At 68.6% G+C, this 2753-nt stretch carries 2 protein-coding genes and 1 pseudogene; 1 reads left to right on the top strand and 2 read right to left on the bottom strand.

Annotation, left to right across the window (positions count from 1 at the left end; all coding sequences use genetic code 11):
* Together AC1DHD_RS15395 and AC1DHD_RS15390 are read right to left on the bottom strand one after the other, a co-directional pair.
* Positions 1-326, bottom strand: a pseudogene (locus AC1DHD_RS15395) (DUF349 domain-containing protein); the annotation flags it as partial.
* A 61-nt stretch (positions 327-387) separates the two neighbouring features.
* On the bottom strand, positions 388-1194 hold the full coding sequence (locus AC1DHD_RS15390; RefSeq protein ID WP_476880548.1) for a peptidylprolyl isomerase: 807 nt from the start codon (positions 1192-1194) through the stop codon (positions 388-390).
* 221 nt (positions 1195-1415) lie between these two features.
* Between AC1DHD_RS15390 and hisS the strand changes: the two genes are divergently transcribed.
* A partial coding sequence (gene hisS / locus AC1DHD_RS15385; RefSeq protein WP_476880547.1) for a histidine--tRNA ligase occupies positions 1416-2753 on the top strand: 1338 nt, incomplete at its 3' end.

The following is a 2753-nucleotide window of genomic DNA, read 5'->3' as shown; positions in this document are numbered from 1 at the left end:
GCCTTGGGGCGTGCCGCGAAGGCGGCAGGCGACGGCGCGGGGCGCGGTGCGGGCGCAGGGGCGGCGGGCGCGGCGGCGGTAGCCTGGGGCGCCGGGGCTGCGGGCGCAGCGGCAGAAGTTGCCTCCGCTGCCGGGGCCTCCTCCGTGGCGGGTGCCTCGGGCGCCTCCGTTGCCGGGGCCTCCTGGACTTCTGCCTCCGGAGCGGCGGGCTCGGCGGCCGGCGTGGTCCCGCCCGGCTCTCCTGCCGTGTCGGTCACCGCAACCTCGGCTTCGGTTTCGTTGGCAGCTGCTGCCACTGTTTCGTCGGATTTCTGACTGTCTGTCACCGCTAGAAGTCTTTCGCTTGGAGGGAAATACCGGCACCGCGGCCGCGAGGGCCCCGGCTGGTTACTTCAGAGAGAACGAGTCTATCGTGACTGGTTCTGCCGGTGCGCCGTCGGTGGCGCTGGCGCCGGCTTTGAGGCCRGCCGCCGCAATCTTGCTGACCACGTCAAGGCCGGACGTGACCTTGCCTACCACGGTGTAACCGCCGGCGGCATCCGCGGGAATCACGGTGTCCTTATAAACAATGAAGAACTGTGTCCCGTTGCCGTAGGCGTTGCCGCCGGTGCGCGCCACCGCAATGGTGCCGGCCGGGTACTTGTTGTCCTTGGGCGTGTTCTCGAGCGGGCCCCAGTTGTAGGCGGGGTCGCCGCTGCCGTCGCCAGACTTGGAGCCGCACTGCAGCACGCCGAAGGAATCGGCGGTGGTGAGCCGGTGGCAGGCCAGGCCCTTGTAGAAATTCTGGTCCGCGAGGGACTTGAACACGGCGGCGGCCTGGGGCGCCTTGGTGCCGTCGAGCGCGACCCCCAGGCTGCCCCGGTTCAGCGCCAGTGTGCCGGTGAAGGTCTTGCCGGCGGCCGTCTCCGGTTTCGGAATATTCGCGCCGTTGCTGGTTGCGGGCGACGGCGTCGCGGACGCCGTCGGGCTCTCCAGGCCGGCCTCGGCGGCCTTGAACTCATCCTCAGTGGGGTTGCTGGAGAAAACTGTCAGCTGCAGCACTATCGCGAGAACCAGGGCGGCCGCGCCCCCGGCGGTGGCGAGGACGTTGTCCCGTTTCCGGCGTTTGTCCTGCTCCCGGCGCAGCTCACGCTTCGCCTCCATCTGCTGGACGCGCCGCTTGGCTTCGCGGGCGCTCCGTGAACTGGCCGCCAAAAGTCCTCCTGGTTGTAAGGCCGCAACCCGGGCCGCGCGGTGGGCATCGATCCGGGTGCAACACGCATGCTGCGGCAGCCGCGCCCGCCGCGGCCGCATTAGAGATGCGCGCGCCGAAAGCATAAACTGACTGCCGCACACAGTTTATGCACGACTGGCCGGTCTGCGCGCGACGCCGCGGCCGCCGGGCCGCCGTCGTTATCAGAGGAGAAAATTCCACCATGGCACGCACCGCCTCCCTGTCCGGATTCCCCGAGTGGCTTCCCGAGGAGCGGATGGTGGAGCTGCATGTGCTGGATACCCTGCGCCGGACCTTTGAACTGCACGGCTTCTCCTCGATTGAGACGCGCGCCGTGGAGACTGTGGGTCAGTTGCTCCGCAAGGGCGAAATCGACAAAGAGGTCTACGGCCTCAGCCGGCTGCAGGACGATGAGGCCGGGACCGACGCGTCCCACAAGGCCGATCCCAACGCCCTGGCCCTGCACTTTGACCTGACGGTGCCTTTCGCGCGGTACGTGGTGGAGAACGCCGGCTACCTGGCGTTCCCGTTCCGCCGCTACCAGATCCAGAAGGTCTGGCGTGGCGAGCGTCCGCAGGAGGGCCGCGCCCGCGAGTTCACCCAGGCGGACATTGACATTGTGGGCGACGGCGAACTGCCGTTCCGCTACGACGTTGAAATCGCGCTGGTGATCGCCGAGGCGCTGAGCTCCCTGCCGATTCCGGACTTCCTGCTCCGGATCAACAACCGCAAACTGGCCGAGGGTTTCTACAACGGCATTGGCCTGACCGACACTGCCGGCGTCCTCCGGAGCATCGACAAGCTGGAAAAGATCGGCCCGGCCAAGGTCGCCGAACTGCTGCAATCGGAGCTCGGCGCCACCGCCGAACAGGCCCAGGCGGCCCTGAAGCTGGCGGCCATCCGAACCGGCGACACCTCGTTCGTGGAGCAGGTCCGCGCGCTCGGCGTCACCAACGAGCTGCTGGAGGAGGGCCTGAACGAACTCGAACAGGTCATCGCCGCAGCCGTCCAGCGGGCCCCCGGCAAGGTCGTGGCCGACCTCAGCATCGCCCGCGGGCTCGACTACTACACCGGCACCGTGGTGGAAACTGTCCTGGTGGGCCACGAGCAACTGGGCTCCATCTGCTCCGGCGGCCGCTACGACGCCCTGGCCAGCAAGGGCAACCGCAAGTTCCCCGGCGTCGGGCTGTCCATCGGTGTGACCCGGCTGGTCTCCCGGATCCTCAGCCAGGACCTCGCCAAGGCCTCCCGGGCCGTGCCCACGGCCGTGCTCGTGGCGCTGGCGAACGACGGCAGCTGGGGAGCGGCCCAGGACGTCGCGGCGCAGCTCCGTGCCCGCGGCATCGCCACCGAAGTGGCGGCAAAGGCAGAGAAGTTCGGCAAGCAGATCAAGTTCGCGGACCGGCGCGGGATTCCCTTTGTCTGGTTCACGGACGACGACGGCAAACACCAGGTCAAGGACATCCGCACCGGTGAACAGGCCGACGCCGATCCCGCCAGCTGGATGCCGGCCGACGAGGACCTCCACGCCCGCGTGACC

The sequence above is a fragment of the Arthrobacter sp. 05L45_2 genome, from assembly GCF_056397525.1.
The sequence above is the reverse complement of the archived record's forward strand: the minus strand, read 5'-3'. Positions and strand labels throughout refer to the sequence as shown.